This window comes from Pseudomonas sp. FG98 (genome assembly GCF_057808595.1).
Genome location: NZ_JBMDIJ010000017.1, coordinates 30,641 through 54,277 on the forward strand (window position 1 = coordinate 30,641; position 23,637 = coordinate 54,277).

At 66.2% G+C, this 23,637-nt stretch carries 22 protein-coding genes; 9 read left to right on the forward strand and 13 right to left on the reverse strand.

Annotation, left to right across the window (positions count from 1 at the left end):
• Positions 1-15 precede the first annotated feature (15 nt).
• The 5 genes from ACODSK_RS13535 to ACODSK_RS13555 form a co-directional block, all read right to left on the reverse strand.
• Entirely contained in the window at positions 16-780 is a 765-nt protein-coding gene (locus tag ACODSK_RS13535) for an ABC transporter ATP-binding protein (protein WP_489016690.1), read from the reverse strand.
• A 10-nt stretch (positions 781-790) separates the two neighbouring features.
• A complete protein-coding gene (locus ACODSK_RS13540) occupies positions 791-1,906 on the reverse strand; it encodes a succinylglutamate desuccinylase/aspartoacylase family protein (RefSeq protein ID WP_489016692.1) in 1,116 nt (371 codons plus the stop codon).
• 8 nt (positions 1,907-1,914) lie between these two features.
• Positions 1,915-2,625 carry an ABC transporter permease gene (locus tag ACODSK_RS13545; RefSeq protein WP_489016694.1) on the reverse strand — a complete coding sequence of 237 codons (711 nt, stop codon included), beginning with the start codon at positions 2,623-2,625 and terminating at the stop codon, positions 1,915-1,917.
• A complete protein-coding gene (locus ACODSK_RS13550; RefSeq protein ID WP_489016696.1) occupies positions 2,622-3,350 on the reverse strand; it encodes an ABC transporter permease in 729 nt (242 codons plus the stop codon). The genes ACODSK_RS13545 and ACODSK_RS13550 overlap by 4 nt, the downstream gene beginning before the upstream one ends.
• A gap of 67 nt (positions 3,351-3,417) precedes the next feature.
• The gene (locus ACODSK_RS13555; protein WP_489016697.1) at positions 3,418-4,200 is read right to left on the reverse strand and encodes a transporter substrate-binding domain-containing protein; all 783 of its coding nucleotides are present in this window, start codon (positions 4,198-4,200) and stop codon (positions 3,418-3,420) included.
• 468 nt (positions 4,201-4,668) lie between these two features.
• Between ACODSK_RS13555 and ACODSK_RS13560 the strand changes: the two genes are divergently transcribed.
• The 8 genes from ACODSK_RS13560 (at position 4,669) to ACODSK_RS13595 (ending at position 13,948) form a co-directional block, all read left to right on the forward strand.
• The gene (locus tag ACODSK_RS13560; protein WP_489016699.1) at positions 4,669-5,331 is read left to right on the forward strand and encodes a LuxR C-terminal-related transcriptional regulator; all 663 of its coding nucleotides are present in this window, start codon (positions 4,669-4,671) and stop codon (positions 5,329-5,331) included.
• 367 nt (positions 5,332-5,698) lie between these two features.
• On the forward strand, positions 5,699-7,129 hold the full coding sequence (locus ACODSK_RS13565; protein ID WP_489016700.1) for an FAD-dependent oxidoreductase: 1,431 nt from the start codon (positions 5,699-5,701) through the stop codon (positions 7,127-7,129).
• Positions 7,126-7,971: a N5-glutamine methyltransferase family protein gene (locus ACODSK_RS13570; RefSeq protein ID WP_489016702.1), complete on the forward strand. Its 846-nt coding sequence runs from the start codon at positions 7,126-7,128 to the stop codon at positions 7,969-7,971. The genes ACODSK_RS13565 and ACODSK_RS13570 overlap by 4 nt, the downstream gene beginning before the upstream one ends.
• Positions 7,968-9,236, forward strand: a complete 1,269-nt coding sequence (locus ACODSK_RS13575; RefSeq protein ID WP_489016703.1) for an aminotransferase class I/II-fold pyridoxal phosphate-dependent enzyme — start codon at positions 7,968-7,970, stop codon at positions 9,234-9,236. Before ACODSK_RS13570 ends, ACODSK_RS13575 begins: the two co-directional genes overlap by 4 nt.
• 16 nt (positions 9,237-9,252) lie before the next feature.
• A complete protein-coding gene (locus ACODSK_RS13580; protein WP_489016705.1) occupies positions 9,253-9,573 on the forward strand; it encodes a chorismate mutase in 321 nt (106 codons plus the stop codon).
• Between the two features lie 3 nt (positions 9,574-9,576).
• Positions 9,577-11,595, forward strand: coding sequence for an aminodeoxychorismate synthase component I (gene pabB, locus ACODSK_RS13585; protein WP_489016706.1), 2,019 nt, complete (start codon positions 9,577-9,579; stop codon positions 11,593-11,595).
• Positions 11,596-11,598: 3 nt separating this feature from the next.
• The gene (locus ACODSK_RS13590; RefSeq protein ID WP_489016707.1) at positions 11,599-12,588 is read left to right on the forward strand and encodes a prephenate dehydrogenase dimerization domain-containing protein; all 990 of its coding nucleotides are present in this window, start codon (positions 11,599-11,601) and stop codon (positions 12,586-12,588) included.
• Positions 12,485-13,948 (forward strand): MFS transporter, encoded by a 1,464-nt coding sequence (locus tag ACODSK_RS13595; protein ID WP_489016708.1) that lies wholly within the window; start codon positions 12,485-12,487, stop codon positions 13,946-13,948. The genes ACODSK_RS13590 and ACODSK_RS13595 overlap by 104 nt, the downstream gene beginning before the upstream one ends.
• Before the next feature lie 114 nt (positions 13,949-14,062).
• On the opposite strand, the gene ACODSK_RS13600 is transcribed toward ACODSK_RS13595, so the two are convergent.
• Entirely contained in the window at positions 14,063-15,721 is a 1,659-nt protein-coding gene (locus tag ACODSK_RS13600; RefSeq protein ID WP_489016710.1) for an ATP-dependent DNA ligase, read from the reverse strand.
• 140 nt (positions 15,722-15,861) lie between these two features.
• Between ACODSK_RS13600 and ACODSK_RS13605 the strand changes: the two genes are divergently transcribed.
• Positions 15,862-17,472, forward strand: coding sequence for a mechanosensitive ion channel family protein (locus ACODSK_RS13605; protein WP_489016711.1), 1,611 nt, complete (start codon positions 15,862-15,864; stop codon positions 17,470-17,472).
• Here the strand turns inward: ACODSK_RS13605 and ACODSK_RS13610 are convergent.
• From ACODSK_RS13610 to ACODSK_RS13640, 7 genes are all read right to left on the reverse strand, one after another.
• Positions 17,469-18,485, reverse strand: a complete 1,017-nt coding sequence (locus ACODSK_RS13610; protein WP_489016712.1) for a ligase-associated DNA damage response exonuclease — start codon at positions 18,483-18,485, stop codon at positions 17,469-17,471. The genes ACODSK_RS13605 and ACODSK_RS13610 overlap by 4 nt on opposite strands.
• Positions 18,486-18,642: 157 nt before the next feature.
• Positions 18,643-21,072 carry a penicillin acylase family protein gene (locus tag ACODSK_RS13615; RefSeq protein WP_489016713.1) on the reverse strand — a complete coding sequence of 810 codons (2,430 nt, stop codon included), beginning with the start codon at positions 21,070-21,072 and terminating at the stop codon, positions 18,643-18,645.
• Positions 21,073-21,196: 124 nt separating this feature from the next.
• Positions 21,197-21,838, reverse strand: a complete 642-nt coding sequence (locus tag ACODSK_RS13620) for a glutathione binding-like protein (protein ID WP_489016714.1) — start codon at positions 21,836-21,838, stop codon at positions 21,197-21,199.
• Between the two features lie 128 nt (positions 21,839-21,966).
• Positions 21,967-22,167, reverse strand: coding sequence for an SEC-C metal-binding domain-containing protein (locus ACODSK_RS13625; protein ID WP_489016715.1), 201 nt, complete (start codon positions 22,165-22,167; stop codon positions 21,967-21,969).
• A 6-nt stretch (positions 22,168-22,173) separates the two neighbouring features.
• Positions 22,174-22,647, reverse strand: a complete 474-nt coding sequence (locus tag ACODSK_RS13630) for an LEA/WHy family protein (RefSeq protein ID WP_489016717.1) — start codon at positions 22,645-22,647, stop codon at positions 22,174-22,176.
• Positions 22,648-22,650: 3 nt separating this feature from the next.
• On the reverse strand, positions 22,651-23,127 hold the full coding sequence (locus ACODSK_RS13635; protein WP_489016718.1) for a YchJ family protein: 477 nt from the start codon (positions 23,125-23,127) through the stop codon (positions 22,651-22,653).
• A gap of 4 nt (positions 23,128-23,131) precedes the next feature.
• Complete coding sequence (locus tag ACODSK_RS13640) at positions 23,132-23,626, reverse strand: DUF6231 family protein (protein WP_489016719.1); 495 nt, start codon at positions 23,624-23,626, stop codon at positions 23,132-23,134.
• Positions 23,627-23,637: the final 11 nt, after the last annotated feature.

Sequence of the window (23,637 nt, forward strand, 5' to 3'; positions counted from 1 at the left end):
CCGCCCCGGTTGGTTTTATTTCAGATTGCCGCGCAGGAACTGCTGCAGGCGCTCGCTTTTCGGCTGGCCGAGCACTTCGGCCGGTGGCCCTTGCTCTTCCACCAGGCCCTGGTGGAGGAACATCACCTGGCTCGACACCTGGCGGGCGAAGGCCATTTCGTGGGTGACCATGATCATGGTCCGGCCTTCCTCGGCCAGGCCCTGGATCACCTTGAGCACCTCGCCCACCAGTTCCGGGTCGAGGGCCGAGGTCGGTTCGTCGAACAGCAGCACCTCCGGCTCCATCGCCAGGGCCCGGGCGATGGCCACCCGCTGCTGCTGGCCGCCGGACAGGAAGGCCGGGTACTGCTCGGCCACCCGCGGCGCCAGGCCGACCTTGTCCAGGTAGCGCCGGGCGCGTTCCTCGGCCTCCTGCTTGCTCACCCCGAGCACCCGCCGCGGCGCCATGCAGATATTTTCCAGCACGCTGAGGTGGCTCCACAGGTTGAAGTGCTGGAACACCATGGCCAGGCGGGTGCGCAGGCGTTGCAGTTCGTCGGCGTCGGCCACGTGCATGCCGTGGCGGTCATGGACCATGCGGATGTCCTTGCCGTCCAGGGTCATGCGCCCGTCGTCGGGTTGTTCAAGAAAGTTGATGCAGCGCAGGAAGGTACTTTTTCCCGAGCCGCTGGCGCCGATCAGGCTGATCACGTCGCCGCTCCTGGCCTTCAGCGATACGCCCTTGAGCACCTTGTGCTCGCCGTAGCTCTTGTGCAGGTCTTCGATGGTCAGTTTGTACACGCACGACTCCTCAAGGCGACAGCAGATAGCCGCTACGGTAGGCCTCGCGGCCAGCGACATGGGCGATGACCATCCCGGCGGTGGCCATGCGCCGCAGCGAACGGGCGTAGAGCAGGCCGGCCTGGGTATTGCGGACCGGGGTCACCCGGTCGTTGAGCGGGTCGATGACCTCGGCCACCAGTTCCCCCGCCTCCAGGTACTGCCCGGGTTTGACATGGAACACCAGCAGCCCGCCCAGCGGCGTGGCTACCGGCTCCACGGCGGCCAGCGGCGTGGCCGGGTAAAGCAGTGGCGGCAACGGCGCCGGCTGGCCATCGATGGCGCCGAAGCGGGTCAGGTACTGGATGATCGCCTCGCAGTCGGCCTCGGCCAGCGGATGGCTGACATCGCCCTGGCCGCGCAGCTCGACGGTCACCGAGAAACTGCCCATGGGGATCGGGAACTGCTTGCCGAAGCGCTGCTGCAATTGCCACCAGACCAGGGTGAAGCACTCGTCGAAGGACTGCCCGCCGGAGTCGGTGGCCAGCAGGCTGGCCTGTACTCCGAGGTAGCGCGACAGCGGTTCGACCTGGGCCCAGGCCTCCGGGGTGGTGTAGAGGTGTTCCACCGCCTCGAAGTCGCAGTGCAGGTCGAGCACCATGTCGGCGTCGCAGGCCAGCCGTTGCAGGGTCAGGCGTTGCGATTGCAGCGGGGTATTGGCCGGATGGGCATCGAGGCCGCGGCGCAGGTACTCGCGGATCAGTTCCAGGTTGTGCTGGGGATCCTGGGTCAGATGGCCTTCGATCTGGTCGCCGATCTGGTCGGAGAGATCGACGAAGCGGCGGTTGAAGTTCTCGCCGCTTTGCAGTTCGTAGCGGCCCAGGGGTACGTCCATCAGCACCTGTTCCAGGCCCACGGGGTTGGCCACCGGCACCAGGACGATCTCGCGGCGCAGCAGGCCGCGGGCTTCGAGGTCGGCGAAGCGCTGCTTCAGGTGCCAGGCCACCAGCATGCCGGGCAGTTCGTCGGCATGCAGCGAGGCCTGGATATAGATCTTGCCGCCGGCACGCGGGCCGAAGTGGAAGCTGTGGATCTGCCGGGCGATACCGGGCACCGGGGCCAGCAGATCATGGGTCTTGTGGTGCATGGAAAGTCCTAGTGAGCAGGGCCGAGGAAGGCCAGCCAGCGCCGTTCGGCGAGGCGGAACAGGCCGACCAGGGCAAAGGTGACGCACAGGTAGATCAACGCCGCGATGCCGAACGACTGGAAAGTCATGAAGGTGGCCGAGTTGGCGTCCCGGGCGACCTTGAGGATATCCGGCACGGTAGCGGTGAAGGCCACCGTGGTCGAGTGCAGCATCAGGATCACCTCGTTGCTGTAGAACGGCAGCGAGCGGCGCAGCGCCGACGGCATGATGATGTAAGCATAGAGCTTCCAGCCGTGCAGCCCGTAGGCCTTGGCCGCCTCGATTTCACCGTGGTGCATGCTGCGGATCGCCCCGGCGAAGATCTCCGTGGTGTAGGCGCAGGTGTTAAGGGCGAAGGCGAGGATGGTGCAGTTCATCGCATCGCGGAAGAACGCATCCAGCACGGGTTGTTCGCGCACTGCGGCGATGCTGTAGATCCCGGTGTAGCAGATCAGCAACTGGATATACAGCGGTGTGCCGCGGAACAGGTAGGTGTAGAACTGCACCGGCCAGCGTATCCAGAAACGCCGCGAGACCCGGGCGATCGACAGCGGGATGGAGACGATGAAGCCGATCAGCAGCGAGGCGCTGAGCAGCCACAGGGTCATGGCCAGGCCGGTGATATGGGTGCCGTCGGTATAGAGGAAGGCCCGCCAGTATTCCTGGAGCAGTTCGATCATCGCAGCGCCTCCCGGGTGCCGACGTTATAGCGCCGTTCCAGCCAGCGCAGGACCAGGTTCGAGGTGCTGGTAATGACCAGGTAGATCAAGGCCGCGACCACCAGGAAGTAGAACAGTTGGTAGGTGCTCTTGCCGGCATCCTGGGCCGCCTTGACCAGGTCGGCCAGGCCGATGATCGACACCAGTGCGGTGGCCTTGAGCATCACCATCCAGTTGTTGCCGATGCCCGGCAGGGCGAAACGCATCATCTGCGGGAAGACCACGAAGCGAAATCGCTGCATGCGCTTGAGGCCATAGGCCGTGGCCGCTTCGACCTGGCCGCGGGGCACGGCGAGGATGGCGCCGCGGAAGGTCTCGGTGAAATAGGCACCGTAGATGAACCCGAGGGTGATCACCCCGGCGGCGAACGGGTCGATCTCGATGTATTCCCATTCCATGTAATCGGTGAGGCTGGTGAGCCAGGTTTGCAGGCTATAGAAGATCAGCAGCATCAGTACCAGGTCGGGCACGCCGCGGATCAGCGTGGTGTAGCACTGGGCGATCAGGCGCAGCGGGCGCACCGCCGAGAGCTTGGCGCTGGCGCCGAGCAGGCCCAGGCCCACAGCCACCAGCAGGGACATGAACGACAGCTTGATGGTCATCCAGGTGCCCAGCCAGAGCAGCGGGCCGAAGCCTTTCAGACTGAAGGCGGAAAGCCCGAGCAGGGCGAGCAGGTCGTCGAGCATTTGACGCAAACCCCAAGGCATTGAAATAGAAATGCCCGCCTTGAACAGGCGGGCACTGTTTCAGCGGTTATTTGCCGCTGTAGAGGTTCAGCTCACCGAAGTGCTTCTTCTGGATTTCGGCGTAGGTGCCGTCGTCGTGTAACGCTTTGATACCTTTGTTAAGGAGCGTCTGCAGCTCGGTGTTACCTTTTTTGATACCGATCGCCGTCTTGGACGGCAGCAGGTCGCTGTTGACCGGCTCGCTCACTTCGTAATCCGCGCCTTGCGGCGACTTGAGGAAGCCCAGTTCGGCTTGCAGCATGTCCTGGATCGAGGCGTCCAGACGCCCGGAGGTCAGGTCGGCGTAGACCTGGTCCTGGTTCTGGTAGGCCTTGGTCTTGACCCCGGCCTTGTCCAGCACGGCCTTGGCATAGGCTTCCTGGATGGTGCCCTGCTCGTAGCCGACGTTCTTGCCCTTGAGCGAAGCGATGTCGGCGCTCAGGCCGGAGCCTTTCTTGTAGACCAGCGAGGTAGGGCCGGAGAACAGTTCCTCGGAGAAATCGATGACCTTCTGCCGAGCCGGGGTAACGGTCATCGACGAAATCACGCCGTCGAACTTGTTGGCCTTCAGGCCCGGAATCATGCCGTCGAAATCGCTTTCGACCCATTTGCAGGTGACCTTGAGTTCCTTGCAGATCGCGTTGCCCAGGTCGATATCGAAGCCCACCAGGTTGCCGTCGGCGGCCTTGGACTCGAAGGGTGCATAGGAAGGATCGACGCCGAAGCGCAGCTCTTTGTATTCCTTGGCGAAGGTACTGCCGGCAGCCAGACACAGAGCAACAGCGGAAAGCGTCAGCCATGCTTTTTTCATCATTTGGTCCTTGAGAAGCGGCGGATATTGGGTATGGCCGTGCACCGTTACCGGTCGCGGCCCGACATCACAGTGATAGCAAGTTCCGCACCAGTGTGCAGAAAGCGGCGTGTGGGCTGGGGGAAGGGTATTCGCCCGATGAATGGCGCTGCCCCTTTGTGGAGCTGTAGTCTGCCGGGGATGCTGTTTCGCGGTGCATTGATCGTGAATGCTATGGTGTGGCAGCTGGCCCTATCGCTGGCAAGCCAGCTCCCACAGGTACTGTGAATGCCGACCCTATGGGAGATTCTATGGTGGCAGGCAAGCCGATTGATTTTGTGGTTGCTGGCCTCATCGTCGGCAAGCCGACTCCCACAGGGTTCTGGATCAGCCACAGTTTCTGTGCTCGGCGCGGTCCTTGTGGGAGCTGGCTTGCCAGCGATGAGGGCCTGAACAACACCCCATCAGGGACAGACAGGATCCCCGCCAATGAGGCCCACCCCCGACTTCATGCCCTGGTGGCTCGAAGCCAATACCCGCTTCGCCGACTGCCAGACCCCCGCCGAACTGTTCGGCGAGACCGACCACCTGACCCGTGCGCTCGGTTTCGACCGTTTCGCCTGGGGCCGCCGTCATGCCGTGCCCTTCAGCCAGACTGCGGTGCATTTCAGCGGTACCTACCCGGACGAATGGCCGTCCGCTGAAGTGCAATGCCCGGCGCCCGGCCTCTCGCTGTGGGACGCCAGTTGCGATGCCGCCGGCAGCCTGCGCGAGTTTGGCTACGCCTGCGGCGCCACCTTCAGCCACCGTGCTGGCGACGGCTCCTGGCGCATGCTCTGCGTGGCGCGGCGCAAGGGGCCGATCAAAAAGCACGAGCCGGTGTTCTTGAAGTTGCAACTTCGCAGCCTTGTCGAGTTGCTCGACGAGCATCTGCTGCGAGTCGAAGGCATGCCCTCTGCGATCCGCCTCAGCGAGCGGGAAGTCCAGGTATTGCGCTGGATCGCCGATGGCAAATGTTCGCAAGGCATCGCCGAGATCCTGGAACTTTCCGAGCACACGGTGAACTTTCATATCAAGAGCATCCTGCGCAAGTTCGGCTCGTCCAACCGCGTCCGGGCAGCGGCCCAGGCCGCGGCACTGGGCCTGATCTGAGCCTGTCCGGGAGCAAATTAAAAATAGCCCGGCGACGAATGTTTAACTGTCCAGCGAAGTTGCAAAACGTTCGGATCGAAAGTGCCAATAGCGTTGTTCCTATCCCTTGCAACTGCTTGACTAAGACGTTTCCTACGCCAACTAACCCGCCTGTTCCGGTAGTTGTTCCCTCGCCTCCAAGCCCCTAGTGTTCTCGCCGTGCTGTCGAGCGGTGGAACAACGCACCCGGACAATCCCACCCTTTGTCCGCGTTGTTCTCCCTGACGTTCGGACGGGTTCGAGACAAGCCGGCAGCTTGTCTCCTGGCACTGCTCTCCTACAGTGCCAGCCGTCCTGTTTTTCCGTTTCGCTATCGCGGGAGACAACCATGATCCACGACGTTGTTGTGGTCGGCAGCGGTGCTGTCGGCGCGTCCATCGCCTTCGAGCTGGCCAGTCGCGGACTCAGCGTCTGCCGGGTCGGGGAAACCGCCCGGCGCAACGCCGCGTCCCGTGCCGCGGGCGCGATGAACGGCTGTTTCGGGGAAGTGACCCGCGGTCTTCTGGCCAGCGACTACGGTCGCCTGAAACTGGCCATGGATATCCAGGCCAAGGGCCTCTGGGCGCGCTGGAACGAACGGCTGACCCGGGCCAGCGGCAACCCCGCCGGGCTGCTCAGCGCCTGCGGTACCCATGTGATTCTCAATTCTGCCGGCATGGCCGAGATCGACAGCGTCAACTACGCCGCCATCGAACAGGCACTGCGCGATTACCAGACCTTCTACACCCCGGTGGCGCCCGCCGAGCTGGACTGGATCAAGGCCAACGACCTGGTGCGGCCGATGCAGGCGCTGCTGATCCCCGACGAAAACGCCATCGACGCCCACCTGCTGCTGGACAAGCTCGACGCCGCCTTGCTCGGTTGTGGCGGTGAAATCATCGACGGCAACGCCAGCCGGGTGCTCAGCGAAGGCTGGAGCGCCACGGGCGTCGCCCTGCACGACGGTCGCCACCTGCCGGCACGGCATGTGGTGGTGGCCGCCGGCGTGCACTCCCTGGAGCTGTTCGACGGCTTGGAGGAAATCCGCCGGCATATCCCGCCGCTGTTCGCCGGCTACGGGGTGTCGATCCTGCTGCGCCTGCGCCCGGGGCAGAAGGTCCCGCAAACGGTGATCCGCACGCCCAATCGCGCTTTCGCCTGCGGCCTGCACTGTGTGCCACGGGGCGAGGACCTGCTGTATATCGGCGCGACCAATATCCTCGCCGAACAGCCGCGCAGCCACGCCCAGGTGTCCGATGTGCAGTTTCTCCTCGACTGCGCCGTCGATCAGCTCAGCCTCGACCTGCATGATGCGTCGATCCTCGATATCCAGGTCGGCAACCGCCCGGTCAGCGCCGACGGCTTCCCGTTGATCGGCGCCTGCGACTACGACGGCCTGTGGCTGGTCAGTGGCACCTACCGCGATGGCCTGCACCAGTCGCCGTTGCTGGCGACCTGGATCGCCGACCGCATCGAGGGCCTCGACAACAGCCTCGACCTGTCCTGCTTCAGCCCGATCCGCGCGCCCCTGGCCGGCTTGCCCCGCGACGAAACCGTGGCCGAGACGGTGCGGCAGATGTTCGCCACCGGCTACGAGTACCGCTGGAACATCAAGCCCTACTGGATGCCCTTGCTCGACCAGGGCATGAGCGAAAACTACACGCGCTTGATCACCTCGCTGCACCCGCGCTTTACCCCGACACCGGAACTGGTGGCGTTCTCCTGGCTGTACCGCTCGATGTACGAGCGCCTGGCCGCCTACTACGAGGCCTGGTCATGATCCTCAGTGCCTTCGAACACCATCAGGCCGTGGCCCTGCGCGAGCTGAGCGAGGCCGGGCTATGGGATCCGCTGGGTGATCTGCGGGCCATCACCGACAAGCATTTCAGGGCCGACCGTGCCCTTGATGCCCGCCGCCTCGACGCCTTTCGCGACGATATCGCCGAGCGTTGCGCGCGCATTCCCCTCGGCCATGTCCTCGGCTATGCCGATTTCGGTGAGCAGCGCCTGCTGGTCGGCAGCGGCACCTTCGTCCCGCGTCGGCAGAGCCTGGCCATGGTCCGCTGGATCGAGCGCAACCTGGCGCTGACCGGCGATTCCACGGTCTACGACCTGTGCAGCGGGGTGGGCGCCATCGGCCTGTCGATCTGGGCCGGCAGCGGTGCGCGGACCTTCTGTGTCGACAGCGACGCCACCGCTCGCGCCTACCTGCGGCGCAATATCCGCCGTCTCGACGCGCAGCGCGAGGTCAGTGTGCTGGCCGCCGATATCAGCCGACCCGAAGCCTTCGCCGCAGGGCATGGCTGCGCCGATGTGGTGGTGAGTAACCCGCCCTATGTGCCCGCTGGCAGCGAGTTGCTGCCGGAATGGGGCTGCCACCATCCGCCGGGGGCCATTTATGCGCGGGAGGAGGGCGCCGAACTGATCGCCGCCAGTGCTCGCCTCGCTGCGCGGCTGTTGCGCCCGGGCGGGGTTTTGCTGATCGAGCATGGTGAAAGCCAGGCCGAGCAGGCCGCGAGCGCCCTGGAGCAGCACGGCCTGCATTCGATCCGCCATTGTCAGGACGACGATTTCAGCGATGCGACGGGACCTTCCGTCTTTACCCTGGGGAGAGCGCCATGAACGGTCACGCACGGACGCCTGCGGGCAGCGAAGACAACTGGATGAACATCCGCCACCAGCGCACCAGCGCTGCCCTCGATGACGCTGTCGCCGATGGCCTGACCGGCTTCGAGGTGATTGCCCGCAATGGCAAGCAACTGACCCTGGTGGACGGCAGCCAGTGCACCGAATTCGTCTCCTGCTCCTACCTCGGCCTGGAGAATCACCCGGCCCTGGTCCTCGCCGCCCAGGTGGCGCTGGAGCGCTTCGGTGTGCACCTGTCCGCCAGCCGCGCGGCCATGAGCCCGTTGTACCTGCGCCAGCTGGAGCAACTGCTCGGCGATATCTACAGCGGTTGCAGCGTCACCGTGTTCAGTTCCACCAGCAACGCCCACCTCGGCGTCCTGCCCTTGCTCGGCAGCGGTGCGATGGACGGCTATCCGACCCGCGAGCGCGGGGTGATGTGGCTGGTGGACCGCACCGCCCATGCTTCGATGCAGGTGCTGCGCGGGTTGCTTGCCCAGTTCGGGCCGGTGCGCCGGGTCGACAGTGATGACAGCGACGGCCTTGAGGAAGCGCTGATCCATTGCCAGCGCGAGAGCCTGACCCCGGTCATGCTGATCGACGGGGTCGGCTCGATGTCCGGCCTGTTGCCGGTGGCCGAACTGAGCGAGCGCCTGCAGCGCTACCACGGCTACCTGTATGTCGACGATGCCCATGGCATCTCCATCAGCGGCTGCTACGGCGCGGGCTATGCCTTCGAGCAACTGGGCCACCGCTTGCCGGGCAACACCTTGATCGCCGGTTCATTGAGCAAGGCTTTCGGTGGTGCCGGCGGTTTCATCGTGCTCAAGCCCGGGGCCAATGCCGGGCAACTGCGCGCCCTGGCCAACCCGCTGGTGTTCGGCCACAGCATTCCGCTGCCGTTGCAGGCGGCCAATGTCGCCGCCGCGCAGATTCACCTGTCCTCGGAAATCGTGACCTTGCAGCAGGCGCTATGGAGCAATGTGCGACGCCTCGACGAACGGGTCGAGCAGCGCATGCTCAATGCCGGCCTGCGCGCACCGATCCGCGGTGCGCTGTTCGACAACGAACGCCAGGGCAACCTGGCCGCCAGCGCCCTGCGCGCTTCAGGCCTGGTGGTGTTCCCGGTGTTCTACCCGATCGTCGAAAGCGGCAAGGCGCTGCTGCGCTGTGCGCTGTCGGCGGCGCACAGCACCGAGCAGATCGACTGCCTGGCGCGCAAGCTCAACCTGCAGATCAGCCGGGCCCCTGGCCAGCGCTGACGGTGGAGGAACGCCCATGTCCATGAATGCCAGCGGCGCTGCCGCCTTGCAGCCCTACCGGGAGCAACTGGACCAGATCAATGAACTGTTGGTCGACCTGCTTGCCGAGCGCATGGAGATCTGCCGGGTCATCGCCCGGGTCAAGTCTGCCCGGGGCATCCCGATGATGCAGCCGTCGCGGGTCTCTTCCACCCTGGACCAGGTGCAGGCGCTGTCGTCGTCACGGCAGTTGCGCCCGGAGTACCTGCACGGCCTGTTCCGGCTGATCATCGAGGAGACCTGCGACGAGGAGCTGCGGGTCATGGCCCGCATCGGCGGGCCGGCGGAGGAGGGCTGAGGCATGCGCGTTCTGATCGTCGACAACTTCGACTCCTTCACCAACAACATTGCCCAATACCTCTACGAGGTCGGCGGCGAGCAACCGGTGGTGCTACCCAATACCCGCAGCTTCGACCAGCTCGACCTGGAGCGCTTCGATGCGGTGGTGCTGTCGCCGGGGCCGGGGCATCCGACCCGCGAGGCGGATTTCGGGGTCTGTCGCGAGGTGCTGGAACGCGCGCGGATTCCGTTGCTCGGTATCTGTCTTGGCCACCAGGGCATCAACTGCTTTTTCGGCGGCAAGGTCGAGCATGCGCCGCAGCCGGTACATGGCTACCGCACCCGCATTCGCCACGTCGGCCAAGGCCTGTTCGCCGGTATTGCCCAGGATTTCGAGGTAGTGCGCTACCACTCGCTGGTGTGCACCGAGATTGCGGACTGCCTGGAGGTCACCGCCCGTTCCGACTGTGGCCTGGTGATGGGCCTGGCCCACCGCCAGCGGCCGATCTGGGGCGTGCAGTTCCATCCCGAATCCATCGATTCCGAATTCGGCCGGCAGTTGCTGCGCAACTTCGTGCGCCTGGTCGGCGAAGGGCGGGCGCACCGGCGTCAGGCGGAGGTCGCCCAGGCCCTGCGTGCGGCAGGCGGTCCGCCGCGCCTGGGTTTCGACTTCCAGCCCCTGGCCCGGGTGCCCGCACCGCTGGATGCCTTCGCCAGCCAGTTCGCCGGGCGCGGCGCGGCCTTCTGGCTCGACAGCGAACTGGCGGATCGCGGGCAGGCGCGTTATTCGCTGATGGGGGCCTGCGATCCGGACGCGGCCCTGGTGTTCGCCTACGACGTGGAAAACCGCCAGTTGAGCATTCGCGGCCCGGCCGGGCAGAGCCTGCTCAAGGGCGACTTCTTCGAGCTGATGGGGCAGGTCATGGCGCAACTGCGCCAGGCGCAGCGGCCACAGGCGCCATTTCCCTTTACCGGTGGGCTGGTGGGCTACCTCGGCTACGAGCTCAAGGCCCTGACCGGCACCGACAACATCCATGTTTCGGAGCTGCCCGACGCGCTGTTCTACCTGCCGCAGAACCTGCTGGTGTTCGATCACCTGCGCAACAAGGCCTGGCTCTGCCACCTCTGGGGTGAGCGCCTGGTCCTGCAGCCGCCCGGCATGGCGCCGCGGGCGCAGGTCCCGGCGTATTTTCCCGGCCCGGTGGCGGAGTCCGCCCTGGGGCTGGCCGACTGCGCGGCCACCTACCAGGAAAAGGTCGACCATTGCCTGCGCGAGATCGTCGATGGCGAGTCCTATGAAATCTGCCTGACCAACCGCGCCCGCATGCCCTGCGCCGAGCCGCCGCTCAAGGTCTACCAGCGCATGCGCGCGATCAGTCCGGTGCCCTACGGCGCCTTTATCGACACCGGCGACTTCGCCATCCTCAGTGCCTCGCCGGAGACCTTCCTGCGCATCGACTGCGGCGGGCGCATTCTCTCGCGACCGATCAAGGGCACCCGGCCGCGCGGGTGCAATACCGAGGTCGACCAGTCGCTGCGCCAGGACCTGGCCGACTCGGCCAAGGACCGCGCGGAAAACCTGATGATCGTCGACCTGGTCCGGCACGACCTCAACGGCGTCTGCGTGCCCGGTTCGGTGAAGGTGCCCCGTGCGTTCGCCATCGAAAGCTATTCCTCGGTGCACCAGCTGGTATCCACCGTGGAGGGCCAGTTGCGCGCCGATATCGCCCCTTTCGCGGCGATCCGTGCCTGTTTCCCCGGCGGCTCGATGACCGGGGCGCCGAAACGCCGGACCATGGAGATCATCGACCGCCTTGAGTCCTCGGCGCGCGGCGTCTATTCCGGCGCCCTCGGCTGGATCGGCGTGGATGGCTACACCGACCTGAGCATTGTCATCCGCACCGCCGTGCTCAAGGATGGCACCGCCAGTTTCGGCATTGGCGGCGCCATCGTTGCGGCCTCGGACCCGGCGGAAGAAATGCGCGAAACGCTGGTCAAGGCCAGCGTGCCTTTTCATAGCATCCACAGCATCAAGAGGTGAGCCATGGACAAGTACCTGATCATCGGCGGCGCCGGCATTGTCGGGCGCTTTATCGCCGGCCTGCTGGCCGATGCCGGCCACGCGCCGATCATCATCGACCGCGAGCCCGCCGGGCGCGCCTTCGACCAGCGGGTGATGGATGCCCTGGAGCTGCCGGAGCAGGCCCCGGAGCTGCTCGAAGCTACCACCGCGCTGGTCCTCGCTTTGCCAGAAGAGGTGGCCTTGCAGGTGCTGGAGTGTTATGCCCGGCGCATGCCGTCGTTGCGCCTGCTGGTCAACACCTGTTCGGTGCAGCAGCCGTTCCAGGAGCGGGCTGCGCAACTGCTGCCGGGCATACCGTCGCTGGGGATCAACCCGATGTTCTCGCCGACCCTCGATTGTCGCGGCCGTCCGGTGGTGCTCTGCGAGCGCGAGCCCGGGGCGGCCGGGGCGCGCTTCGCCACCTTGCTCGGCGAGCATGGCATGCGCGTGCGCCATCTGAGTCCGGAGGCCCATGACCGCACCATGGCGGTGTGCCAGACCCTGCCCCACGCCGCGGTCATGGCCTTTGCCTTCGCCCTGCAACGCAGCGAGTGCGATCCCGAACTGCTCGCCGAACTGGCGCCGCCACCGATGCAGACCCTGTTCGCCCTGGCTGCGCGGATCCTGCACAACCCGCCGCAAACCTACTGGGACATCCAGCGCCACAACCGTCACGGGGCGCGCCAGCGCGAGTACCTGGCCGGTGGCCTCGACCAGTTGCACCAGTTTTGCCGCCAGGACTCGACGGATGCCTTCGCCGCCGAGCTCGACGCAGTGCGCGCCTGGTTCGGCCCGGGAGTGGCCGGGCACAGCCGCACCTGCACGCGGCTTTTCAATCTGTTGAACACCTCTCAGGGAGAGCACCACGATGCAAGAAGCGGCAAGCCCTCTGTTCTCGATGATCAGGGACCGCGCCAAGGGGGCGGCCCTGCTGGTGATCATGCTGCCGGTGCTACTGGTCACCATCGATAACACCATCCTCAACTTCGCCCTGCCGCGCATTGCCGTGGCTCTCAGTCCGTCCGCCGCCGCCCAGTTGTGGATGATCGATGCCTGCTCCCTGGTGCTGGCCGGGTTGCTGGTGACCATGGGCAGCAGCGGCGACCGCTTCGGTCATCGGCGCTTGCTGTTCATCGGTTGCGGCGGTTTTGCCCTGGTTTCGTTGTTGCTGGCGTTGTCCCAGCAGGCCTGGCAGGTGATCGCCGGGCGGGCCTTGCTCGGAGTATTCGGGGCGATGATCCTGCCGGCGACCCTGGCGTTGATCCGCAGCGCCTTCGAGGACCGCGAGGAGCGCCGCATCGCCGTGGCGGTCTGGGCCACCTGCCTGACCCTGGGTTCGGCCCTCGGACCCTTGCTGGGCGGGGTGCTGTTGCAGTTCTTCGACTGGCCGTCGGTGTTCCTGGTGGCCCTGCCGTTCCTCCTGCCGGTGTTGCTGCTGGCGCCGTCGATCAGCGAGACCGAGCGACATGTCGGTGGCGCCATCGACGTTGCCAGCATCCTGCTCAGCCTGGCGGCCATGACCGGGGTGATGCTCGGCCTCAAGCATGCGGCGGCTAGTGGGTTCGATGCCCAGGCGCTGTTCTGCCTGTTGGCGGGTGGCGCCTGGGGGATGCTCTTTGTGCGCCGCCAGTTGCAATTGGAACAGCCGCTGCTGGACCTGCGCCTGTTCCGCCGGCCGGCGTTCAGCGTGTCGATCCTGGTCAACCTGGTCAGCCTGGGCTTGCTGATCGGCTTTATCTTCTTCGCCACCCAATTGCTGCAACTGGTGTTCGGCCTGTCGCCGCTGGCTGCCTGTTTGGTGCTGGTTCCCGGCCAGGCGCTGGCGATCGTCGCCGGCATGGCGGTGGTGCCGGTGGCGCGGCGGGTGGCGCCGAACCAGTTGATCGCCTTCTGCCTGCTGGGTGCGGCGGCGGCGTTTGCCGTGATGGCGCTGGTGCCGGCCACGGTGCTGAGCCTGGGGATCGCCTTCCTGCTGCTGAATGTCAGCGTGGCGGCGATCACCAGTGTGTCCAATGACCTGGTGCTGGGCAGCGTGCCGGTGGAAAGTGCCGGCAGTGCTTCATCGGTAAGCGAAACCGCCTATGAAGTGGGTGTGGTGCTCGGGACCACGCTGATCGGCGGGGCGGTGGCAGCGGTGTATCGCTTGTCGCTGGTGGTGCCGGAAGGCATGAACGACGCGGCGGCGACCCTGGGTGGGGCCTATGCCATCGAGGGCCTGGCCCAGGCGGCGGGGCTGGCGTTCCGTGAGGGGGTGATGCTGACCAGCGGGGTGGTGGCGGTGGTGGTCGTGGGGTTTGCCTGGGTGGTGATGCGCGGTCTGCGGGTCAGGTAGATAGGCTGAGGGCCTCATCGCTGGCAAGCCAGCTCCCACAGGTACTGCATGCACCGGACCTGTGGGAGCTGGCTTGCCAGCGATGAGGCCATCAGAAACAGCACACCTTCAGGATCAGTTGAGTAGCGCCTGCAAGCTCGCCAGGTCATCCGCTTCTTCCACCGGCTTGTCCTGGCGCCAGCGCAGCATGCGCGGAAAGCGCACGGCGATGCCGCTCTTGTGTCGCTTGGACAGGGCAATGCCTTCGAAGGCCAGTTCGAACACCATGCTCGGCGTGACGCTGCGCACCGGGCCGAAGGTTTCGATGGTGGTCTTGCGAATCACCCCGTCGACGCTGCGCATTTCGGCATCGGTCAACCCCGAGTAGGCCTTGGCGAACGGCACCAGGCTGCGCTGCGGCGAGCCGGGCGGGGCGTCCCAGACGGCGAAGGTGTAGTCGCTGTAGAGGCTGGCCCGGCGGCCATGGCCGCGCTGGGCATAGATCAGCACGGCGTCCACAGTGAAGGGGTCGATCTTCCATTTCCACCACACCCCCAGATCCTTGGTCCGGCCCACCCCGTAGAGCGCCTCGCGAGCCTTGAGCATCAACCCCTCGACGCCGAGGCTGCGCGACGCTTCCCGTTGCCGGGCAAGGTCGGTCCAGTCCGTCGCCGTCAGTACCGGCGACAGGCGCAGCACCTCGCGGGCGCAGTTCTCGACCACCGTTTCCAACTGCCGGCGGCGCTGCACTTGCGGCCGATTGCGCCAGTCCTCGCCTCGCCACTCCAGCAGGTCATAGACCAGCAGGACCACCGGCGCATCCGCCAGCAGCTTCTTGCCCAGGGTCTTGCGGCCGATGCGCTGTTGCAGCAGGGCGAACGGCTGCACGGCGATGGCGTCGGCGCGATCGTCCGGCTTCCATACGACGATCTCGCCATCCAGCACCGTGCCGTCCGCCAGGCTATCCGCCAGGGCGTGCAGTTCGGGAAAACGCTCGGTTACCAGTTCCTCGCCCCGCGACCAGATCCATAGCTGGCCGTCGCGCTTGACCAGTTGCGCGCGAATGCCGTCCCACTTCCATTCCGCCTGCCAGTCGTCGACCGGGCCGAGCAGGGTGTCGAACTGCTCCAGCGGTTGTTGCAGGGCATGGGCAAGAAAGAACGGATAGGGCTGGCCGCCGCGTTGGGCATGTTCCTCGGCGTTGGGCGGGGCGACCAGGGCACGGTAGCTGGCGGCCGTGGGGCGATGGGCAAGATCGGTATAGCCGACCAGGCGCTGCGCCACCTGCTTGGCATCCAGCCCGGCCAGTTGCGCCAGGGCGCGGGTGACCAGCAGCTTGGACACGCCAACGCGGAAGCTGCCGGTGATCAGCTTCATGCACACCAGCAGGCTGTTGCGGTCCAGCTGCGCCCACAGCGCCGGCAGGCGTTCGGTCAGGACTTCCGGGGGCAGCCCGCGCAGGGGCAGGAGGTGCTCCTCGACCCAATGCGCCAGGCCTTCGTCGCTGCTGTACGCGCTTTCCGGCAGCAGCAGGGAGAAGGTCTCGGCCAGGTCGCCGACCGCCTGGTAGCTCTCCTCGAACAGCCATTCCGGCAGGCCCGACAGGTGAACCGCCAGCTCCCGCAGCAGGCGGGTCGGCACCAATTGGCGCGGGCGTCCACCGGAGAGGAAATACACCGCCCAGGCCGCATCCTCTGCCGGGGCCTGGCTGAAGTAGTCCTGCAGCGCCTGCAGCCTGGCGTTGCTGGAGGTGGTGGCGTCGAGGCGCAGGTAGAGCTCGGCAAAGGCTTTCATCGGTGCGCTTCAGGGTGAGGGGCTTGTTGCTGTGACCGGCGGGCGACGGAAAAGTCCGATCGGGTTGGCCTCACCGTCTGTCGGCGCAGTGGCTATCGTTAGCTCAGGCAGTGAGACGGACGGGTCAGGGAGCGTCGACGATGAGGGGGTTGTCCAGGTTGTTGCTGTGGGTGTGGCTGGTGGTGCCGCTGCAGGTCCAGGCCGTCGAGGTGACGCCGGCGAGCAGCGGCGGCGAGACGGCGGATCTGCGGGTCGCCAATCGCAGCATTTTCACTTTCCGCGCCAGCGTTCTGGGCGAGGCACCGGCGGCACGCATGCAACGCGCGGCGGCGGTGATCGACGAGGCACTGCGTGGCGATGACGAGCTGCAGGTCAAGGTCGATGCGGTGATGAACAGCCAATTGGTGCTGTTGGGCGGGCGCCGGGCGTTTATCGTCACCGAGCAGGATATCGGACCCGCTGACGGTGATACGCGGATGCTGGCCGAGCAGGCGGCCGGCCGGCTGCGCCAGGTGCTGGCGGAAACCGGTGAGGCGCGCAACCTGCACTTCCTGGTGCGGGCCGCGCTGATTTCCCTGGCGGCGACCCTGGTCTACCTGCTGGCGCTGAAGCTCGCAGGCTACTGCCAGCGCAAGCTGAGCGGCCTGCTGCCGCGGGCCCTGCACAATCGCACGCGGCAGTTCAAGGTGGGGCAGATGCCGCTGTTCGACCTGCATCAGGTCTATGTGTTGATGGACCGCCTGGTGCACCTGATCTACTGGCTGCTGCTGTTCCTGCTCAGCTACCAGTGGTTGAGCTTCGTGCTGTCGCGCTTTCCCTACACCCGGCCCTGGGGCGAGGGCCTCAACAGCTACTTGCTGGATACCCTGCACTACGTGCTCAGCGGCATTCTCGATGCCATTCCCGGGATCGGCGTGGCCTTGATGATCTTCTTCATCGCCCGTGCCATCAGCAGTTTCAGCCGCCACCTGCTGACCCGCCTGGCACGCCCCGGCACCCTCGGCTGGCTTACCGCCGAAACCCTGCAACCGACCACGCGCCTGACTGCCCTGGCGATATGGCTGTTCGCCCTGGTGATGGCCTATCCCTACCTGCCGGGCTCCGGCACCGATGCCTTCAAGGGCTTGTCGGTGCTGCTCGGCCTGATGATTTCCCTGGGCGCGTCGAGTGTGGTGGGGCAGGCGGCGGCCGGGCTGATCCTGACCTACTCGCACACCCTGAAAAGCGGCGAGTACGTGCGCGTCGGCGAGCACGAGGGCACGGTGACCGAGGTCGGCATGTTCAACACCACCATCCGTACCGGCCTGGGCGAGGTGCTGACCCTGCCCAATTCGCTGATCACCGGTTCCGTCACGCGCAACTACTCGCGGGTGGTCAAGGGCGTCGGCTATATCGTCGACACCACCGTGACCATCGGCTACGACACGCCCTGGCGCCAGGTCGAGGCGATGCTGCTGGAGGCGGCGCGGCGTACCGAGGGGGTGCGCGACGACCCCAGGCCGCAGGTGTTCCAGACCGGGCTGTCGGACTTCTATCCCGAGTACCGCCTGGTGGCCCAGGCCGTGCCCAGCGAGCCGCGGCCCCGGGCCGAACTGCTGAGCCTGCTGCACGCCAATATCCAGGACGTGTTCAACGAATACGGCGTGCAGATCATGTCGCCGCACTACCTGGGCGATCCCGACAAGGAAAAATGGGTACCGCGTGAGGCATGGTTCACTGCGCCGGCCAAGGCGCCGGAGCAGGACGTCTAGACGTCCGCTTCGGTTTCCACATAGAGATTGTCGTTGCCGGTCTCGGTCACGAAACCGCGGGCGTCCAGGCCCAGTTCCTTGAGGTAGCGCACCAGCACCTGCACCGAGCCGTGGGTGACCATCACCCGCTCGGCGCCGGTCTGTTCGATGGCCCACAACAGGCCGGGCCAGTCGGCATGGTCGGACAGCACGAAGCCGCGATCCACCCCGCGCCGCCTCCGTGTGCCGCGCAGGCGCATCCAGCCGCTGGCGAAGCTGTCGCTGTAGTCGCCGAAGCGGCGCATCCAGCTGCTGCCGCCGGCCGAGGGCGGAGCGATGACCAGGGCCTGGCGCAGCAGCGGATCGTTGCGCGGGATATCACCGGCGTAGCGGGTTTCCGGGATATGCACGCCGGCTTCGCGGTAGACCCGGTTCAGCGGCTCGACCGCGCCGTGGGCGAGGATCGGGCCGAGGCTGGCGTCGATGCCGTGGAGGATGCGCTGGGCTTTGCCGAAGGCGTAGCAGAACAGCACGCTGGCCTTGCCCCGTGCCTGGTTGTCGCGCCACCAGGCGTTGATCTGCTCGAAGATCTCGGCCTGGGGCTGCCAGCGGTAGATCGGCAGGCCGAAGGTCGATTCGGTGATGAAGGTGTGGCAGCGCACCGGCTCGAACGGCGCGCAGGTGCCGTCGGGCTCCACCTTGTAGTCGCCGGACGCGACCCAGACTTCGCCGCGGTATTCCAGGCGCACCTGGGCCGAGCCGAGGACATGGCCGGCGGGGTGGAAGCTGAGGGTTACGCCATGGTGGTCAAGGCGCTGGCCGTAGGGCAGGGTCTGCAGGTCGATATCGTTGCCGAGGCGGCTGCGCAGGATGCCGGCGCCGGGTTCGGCACAGAGGTAATGGTTGTTGCCGGTTCGGGCATGGTCGCCGTGGCCGTGGGTGATGACCGCGCGGTCCACCGGTCGCCAGGGGTCGATGTAGAAATCGCCGGGCGGGCAGTAGAGGCCTTCGGGGCGGGCGATGACGAGGTCCATGGCGGGGGCCGGGGTGGTGGGGTTGTAGCGGTAGAGCGGTGATCGGCTGGAGAAGTTCGCTGTTTTTGAGGGCCCCATCGCTGGCAAGCCAGCTCCCACAGGGATCGCGTTGTGGGAGCTGGCTTGCCAGCGATGAGGGCCGAAAGACCGCCCTGAATTATTTGCCAGGCACCAGGGTCAGGCGCTTGCTGCCAAATACCCGCTCATAGTTCTGCCCTTGCAACGGCACGCTCTGGTATTGCCCGCGGAACCAGGCATCCAGGCCATTGAACTGCGGGCTCGCCGGGTTGCCCGACTGGCCGCTGCTGGTCAGCAACTGCAAGGGCTCGGCCTGGCCGAAGTCCACCACCATGCGCAGGGTGGGCGGCAAGGTGGCCTTGAAGTCCTGGCCCCAGGCGTAGCCCGACGGGCTCAGGGTGCTGTGGTCGCCACCCGTGGCCTGGGCCCGGCGCTCGATGCTGTCGCCGATGCCGAACAGGTTGGCCTGCGGCCATTGGTACTGGTGCAGGCGGCCCCATTGCCAGCTACGGCGGTCGGCGCCCATCTGCCGTTCACCCTCGCTGATGGCGGCCGCCAGGCTGCGGGCGAGGATGGCCGGTTTGTCTTCCTTGGCCGGGGTGTTGCGGTCATCCCAGAACGGGCTGTCGTCGCGACCTAGCAGATGGTCGGCCTGGGCCGAGTAGGAGAAGCGCGCATTGGCCACGAACGCCTGCCAGGCCGCGCCTGATTCGGGGCCCAGTTCATCGAGGAAGGTGGCCTTGGCGCTTTCCTGGAGGAACAACTGGTAGATCGCCGCATCGGTGGAGGTCTGGCTGAGGCGGCCGTCGAAGGCCATCAGCCGGGTCTGGGCCTCGCGGGCCTTGGCCTTCTGCTCGGCTGGCAGGGCATCGATGGCCTTTTTCAGGGCCTGGGCCATACCGGGGGCTTCGAACATTGCCTTGAGCTTGGCGGCGAACAGGGTGGTCTGGTCGTTCTGCATGGCGATCAGGCTGCGCCCGTCGTGCTTGCCGTTGCCGGCCAGTTGCGCCAGGCGCTCGGCGCGCTCCGGGTAGGACCAACTGCTCGACAGCTGCATGCCATAGCCCTTCGGCGCGCTGCGCTGGTTGGCGGTGCCGAGCCAGCCGGCCAGCGGGTCCTGGTCGTAGGGGTGGAGCATCGGGTCGGCGTAGCCGTCCCAGTCGTAACGGCTTTCCCAGCCCGGCGACGGCACCAGGCCCTGGCCTTCGCGGCGGTTGGGGTAGCGCCCGGTGACCTGCCAGCCGATGTTGCTGGCGTCGGCGAAGACCATGTTCAGTGCTACCGCGCCGATTTCCCTGCTGGCTTCGGAGGCCCGTTCGACATTGCGCGCGCGGCTCAGGTCGAACAGCGCGTCGAGGCTGCGGTCACCCTTGAAGTCGGGCATTTTCAGGGCCAGGCCCAGACCGCCCTGGGCGCCACCCAGCAGCGCGCCGTGGCCGGTTTCGTAGATCACCTCGCGCAGCGGGCTGCGGCCTTTGATGAAGTAGGTTTCGTTGCGTGCCCGCGCCGGCTGCCAACGGCCGTCCACTTCATAGCTGAGCTGGCTGCCCTGGCGACGCAGTTTTTCCAGGTACAGGTCCTGGTTGTCGCCCATCACCGCGCTGCCGCTCCAGGCCAGCGCGCCGTTGAAGCCGGACAGCACGAAGGGCAGGCCCGGCAGGGTAAAGCCGGCGGCCTGGTACTTGCTGGTGCGGATCTGCACCGGACTCAGCACCCAGGCGCCCTGGCTGTCGGCGGCCAGCAGGCTCTTGCCGCTGCGGCTGCGTTGCGGGGCGATGGCCCAATTGGCCGAGTTGCCGCTGCCCAGTACGTTGAACGCCGCCAGTTGCGCGCTGGCCGCGGTAACTGCTGGCAGGCTGCTCAACTGGCTGGCCAGGTTGACGCCCTTGAGCTTGTCGGCCTCGGCTTCGGCCAGTGGTTCGTCGGGGTAGGTCGGCAGCAGCCAGGCGAGCTTGTCGGCACCGACCTTCTGCGCCAGGGTCAGGGCCGCCAGTTCTTCCTGCAGGTTCACCGACTGGCTGAAGCTGTACAGGGCGAAGACCAGCGCCGAGTCCTCGGCCTTCCAGTATTCCGGACGGTAGCCGGCGAGCGGCGACGGCAGTTTTTCGCGGTAGCGGAACAGGTAGGCGTTGACGCCCCGGGCATACACGTCGAAGAAGCGCTTCACCCGCGGCGAAGCATCGGCGTAGAGCTGGTTGGCGCTCTGCCGCAGATTGGCGGCGCGCATGAAGCGGTCGACGTCCAGGGCATCGGCACCGGCCATTTCCGCCAGGCGTCCCTGGGCCAGCAGACGCATGGCCAGCATCTGCCCGATGCGGTCCGAGGCATGCACGTAACCGAGGCTGAACAGGGCGTCATGGAACGAGCTGCTTTCGATCAGCGGCAGGCCCTGGGCGCTGCGCCGGACCGAGACGTTGTTCGCCAGGCCCTTGAGCGGCTGCACGCCGACCGTGGGCGGTACGCTGTCGCCATGGCTGCCGGTCTGGCAACCCGTCAGGCCGAGCAGCCCGAGGGCGGCCGCGGCGACGCCGAAGCGCAGACGTGAAAGGGGAAAGGCTGGCGAGGCCATGGCGAAGCTCCTGCATGCAAGGGGGAAAGGCGGGCGGCGAAAGGCGCTACGTTAGTGAGCGCGCAGGCCCCATGCAAGCGGGGGCGCAGGCTTTATTTGCAAAGTCCTGCGCCGGTTTGCGCGGTTATTTCTGCGGCGGGTTGATCTTCTCGACCAGGGCGTAGGCGCGCTGGGTTGCCGGACGTGCCTGAATCCGCTCGAACCAGGCCTTCAGGTGCGGGAAATCGTCAAGATTCTGCTCTTGCCACTTGTGCGAAACGATCCACGGATAGATCGCCATGTCGGCAATGCTGTAGGCCTCGCCGGCGACGAACGGTCGGTCGCCCAGGCGTTTGTTCAGCACCCCGTACAGGCGAGCGGTCTCGTCGACGTAGCGCTTGATCGCGTAGGGGATCTTTTCCGGGGCGAAGCGGTTGAAGTGGTGGTTCTGCCCGGCCATCGGGCCGAGGCCGCCCATCTGCCAGAACAGCCATTGCAGGACTTCCTGGCGGCCGCGCAGGTCCTGGGGGATGAACTTGCCGGTTTTTTCGGCGAGGTAGAGCAGGATGGCCCCGGATTCGAACAGCGACAGCGGCTGGCCGTCCGCCGTGTCGTGGTCGACGATGGCCGGAATGCGGTTGTTGGGGGCGATTTTCAGGAAGTCGGCGGCGAATTGTTCGCCTTTGCCGATGTTGATCGGGTGGATCCGGTAGGGAAGGCCGGTCTCCTCAAGGAACAGGCTGATCTTGTGGCCGTTGGGGGTGGTCCAGTAGTACAGATCGATCATGAGGCGCTCCGTCAGGAGACGGCAGCAAAGGGCGCTGCCGTCGGTCTGCCGCGCCGGGAAGGTCCCGGGCACAGCGGTCGGCGTCAATGGATATCACAAAGCGCGACCGCTGTTACAGGGCGACGCACTCAGGCGCCGTGGCACTTCTTGAATTTCTTCTCGCTGCCGCACGGGCAAGGGTCGTTGCGGCCGACGTCCTTCAGGGCGTTGCGCACCGGCTCCTGGTGGCCGTGGTTGCAGTGCGGGCCATGCACATGGCCGTGATCGTGGTGGTGATGGTCGTGGTCGTGGTTGCAGTCAGGACCGTGGACGTGGGGTTGCTGGCTCATTGCGGGTCACTCCGGGAAAAAATCGCCGGGGATTATCTCACCACTGCGCGCCAAGTGCAGGTCGCGGGCAAAGAATAATCCGGTGCGCAGGGTACCTTCGAGACGGTAATGCAGGGGCGTGTTCTGGCGCAGCATCTTCGTCACCGGCTTGGCGTGCTGCCACAGGTTGGTGCGCACCTCGACCTGGAACACCCGGCTGCCATTGGCTTCGACACGGAACCACTGGCCACTGTCGCCCTCGGCCAGCAACAGGTCGTTGAGGTGCACCGCGTAGCTCAGGCCGCGGACCTGCAGGGTGCTGTCGTTGGGGTTGTCGATGCGCAGGTGGAGGATGAAGTGCTGTTGCAGCAGGCGCGCGCGGACCGTCTCCACCTGCACCAGGTGCACCTCGGGCTTGCGGAAATCGCTGTCGAGCCAGCTGGCGCAGCCGCCCAGACTCAACAGCAGGTTGAGCAGGAGCAGGCGCGCGAGCGTCGACATGGCTCAGCTACCGACGTAGCTCGAACAGCATTTCTTGTATTTCTGCCCGCTGGCGCAGGGGCAGGCATCGTTGCGCCCGGCCTTGAGGCCCACGGTCGGGTCGATGAAGTACCAGCGGCCCTGGTTCTGCACGAAGGCCGAACGCTCGCGGTGGCTGTGCTCGCCGTCCAGGTCGTGCCAGCGTGCGGTGAAGGTGACGAAGGCATGCTCGGGCTGGCCGCCGAAGACCTCCGCCGACTCCACGTCCAGCCCGAGCCAGGTGCTTTGCGCGCTCCACGCCGCGATGCCGGCACGGTCGAGGCCGGCCTGCTGCACCGGCAGGGTGGTCGCCACCAGGTAATCGATCAGGCCCAGCACATAGGCGCTGTAGCGCGAGCGCATCAGCGCCTGGGCGTCGGGGGCCGGATGGCCGGCGTGATAATGCCCGCAGCAGGCATCCAGCAGGTTGCCGCTGCCGCAGGGACAAACCGAAACGCTCATCGTCTCACCACCAGTACTTGCCGAAGTTTTGCGGGTTGGCCCAGAACTTGGCGTTGAGCCAGTCCGGCACCTGCTTGTAGTCGCGCAGATCGTAGGTGAACAGGTCGAGCACCTGCTCGTCGCGCTGGAAACGCTCCGTAGCCTGCAGGGCCAGGGAGAAGAAGTCGCGGTCCTGCCAGCCGCTGGCGTGCTTGTCGGCGAGCACGGCGATGCGGCTGGCGTTGAGATTGCGGATGCCGCCGAGCAGCTCCAGGCCGTTGCGCTTGGGCAGGTGCTCCAGGCAGTCCACCAGCAGGGCCAGGTCGTAGCGCTGGCCGGCCAGTTCAGCCGGCAGTTGGCCGGGCTCGGCGACATCGATACGGGTATCCGGGTGCGCGGCGGCAAAGGCGTCCAGCGCGGGGAAGCGTGCGCCGACCAGCAGCAGGTGCTGCGGTGCGTGGTGTTCCAGCAGCGCCGCCAGGGCCTGTTGTGGCGTGCGCGAAGAAAAGCTCTCGGTCATCGAAGGTCCTC

Excerpts from the sequence above, each read along its gene's own strand:
- ACODSK_RS13540 (WP_489016692.1), bottom strand. The coding sequence starts at position 1,906 with ATGCACCACAAGACCCATGATCTGCTGGCCCCGGTGCCCGGTATCGCC.
- ACODSK_RS13545 (WP_489016694.1), bottom strand. The coding sequence starts at position 2,625 with ATGATCGAACTGCTCCAGGAATACTGGCGGGCCTTCCTCTATACCGAC.
- ACODSK_RS13550 (WP_489016696.1), bottom strand. The coding sequence starts at position 3,350 with ATGCTCGACGACCTGCTCGCCCTGCTCGGGCTTTCCGCCTTCAGTCTG.
- ACODSK_RS13555 (WP_489016697.1), bottom strand. The coding sequence starts at position 4,200 with ATGAAAAAAGCATGGCTGACGCTTTCCGCTGTTGCTCTGTGTCTGGCT.
- ACODSK_RS13560 (WP_489016699.1), top strand. The coding sequence starts at position 4,669 with ATGAGGCCCACCCCCGACTTCATGCCCTGGTGGCTCGAAGCCAATACC.
- ACODSK_RS13565 (WP_489016700.1), top strand. The coding sequence starts at position 5,699 with ATGATCCACGACGTTGTTGTGGTCGGCAGCGGTGCTGTCGGCGCGTCC.
- ACODSK_RS13570 (WP_489016702.1), top strand. The coding sequence starts at position 7,126 with ATGATCCTCAGTGCCTTCGAACACCATCAGGCCGTGGCCCTGCGCGAG.
- ACODSK_RS13575 (WP_489016703.1), top strand. The coding sequence starts at position 7,968 with ATGAACGGTCACGCACGGACGCCTGCGGGCAGCGAAGACAACTGGATG.
- ACODSK_RS13580 (WP_489016705.1), top strand. The coding sequence starts at position 9,253 with ATGTCCATGAATGCCAGCGGCGCTGCCGCCTTGCAGCCCTACCGGGAG.
- pabB (WP_489016706.1), top strand. The coding sequence starts at position 9,577 with ATGCGCGTTCTGATCGTCGACAACTTCGACTCCTTCACCAACAACATT.
- ACODSK_RS13590 (WP_489016707.1), top strand. The coding sequence starts at position 11,599 with ATGGACAAGTACCTGATCATCGGCGGCGCCGGCATTGTCGGGCGCTTT.
- ACODSK_RS13595 (WP_489016708.1), top strand. The coding sequence starts at position 12,485 with ATGCAAGAAGCGGCAAGCCCTCTGTTCTCGATGATCAGGGACCGCGCC.
- ACODSK_RS13600 (WP_489016710.1), bottom strand. The coding sequence starts at position 15,721 with ATGAAAGCCTTTGCCGAGCTCTACCTGCGCCTCGACGCCACCACCTCC.
- ACODSK_RS13605 (WP_489016711.1), top strand. The coding sequence starts at position 15,862 with ATGAGGGGGTTGTCCAGGTTGTTGCTGTGGGTGTGGCTGGTGGTGCCG.
- ACODSK_RS13610 (WP_489016712.1), bottom strand. The coding sequence starts at position 18,485 with ATGGACCTCGTCATCGCCCGCCCCGAAGGCCTCTACTGCCCGCCCGGC.
- ACODSK_RS13615 (WP_489016713.1), bottom strand. The coding sequence starts at position 21,072 with ATGGCCTCGCCAGCCTTTCCCCTTTCACGTCTGCGCTTCGGCGTCGCC.
- ACODSK_RS13620 (WP_489016714.1), bottom strand. The coding sequence starts at position 21,838 with ATGATCGATCTGTACTACTGGACCACCCCCAACGGCCACAAGATCAGC.
- ACODSK_RS13625 (WP_489016715.1), bottom strand. The coding sequence starts at position 22,167 with ATGAGCCAGCAACCCCACGTCCACGGTCCTGACTGCAACCACGACCAC.
- ACODSK_RS13630 (WP_489016717.1), bottom strand. The coding sequence starts at position 22,647 with ATGTCGACGCTCGCGCGCCTGCTCCTGCTCAACCTGCTGTTGAGTCTG.
- ACODSK_RS13635 (WP_489016718.1), bottom strand. The coding sequence starts at position 23,127 with ATGAGCGTTTCGGTTTGTCCCTGCGGCAGCGGCAACCTGCTGGATGCC.
- ACODSK_RS13640 (WP_489016719.1), bottom strand. The coding sequence starts at position 23,626 with ATGACCGAGAGCTTTTCTTCGCGCACGCCACAACAGGCCCTGGCGGCG.